This window comes from Micromonospora arborensis (assembly GCF_003205615.1).
Lineage (GTDB): Bacteria > Actinomycetota > Actinomycetes > Mycobacteriales > Micromonosporaceae > Micromonospora > Micromonospora arborensis.
Map to the genome: position 1 here is coordinate 1 of NZ_PYBV01000155.1, position 221 is coordinate 221.

Sequence of the window (221 nt, forward strand, 5' to 3'; positions counted from 1 at the left end):
GCCTCTTCATTGTGGAAGAAAAACATTGGTGTAAACGTCAAACTGGTTAACCAGGAGTGGAAAACGTTCCTCGACACCCGTCACCAGGGTACTTTTGATGTGGCCCGTGCAGGCTGGTGTGCTGACTACAACGAACCAACTTCCTTCCTGAACACCATGCTTTCGAACAGCTCGATGAATACCGCGCATTATAAGAGCCCGGCCTTTGACAGCATTATGGC

1 protein-coding gene is annotated in these 221 nt (G+C 49.8%); it reads left to right on the plus strand.

All coding sequences use genetic code 11. The features are described 5' to 3' along the window. Nucleotides 1-221, plus strand: a 221-nt coding sequence (locus C7C45_RS33230; RefSeq protein WP_244200703.1) for an ABC transporter substrate-binding protein, incomplete at both ends; no start/stop codon positions are given.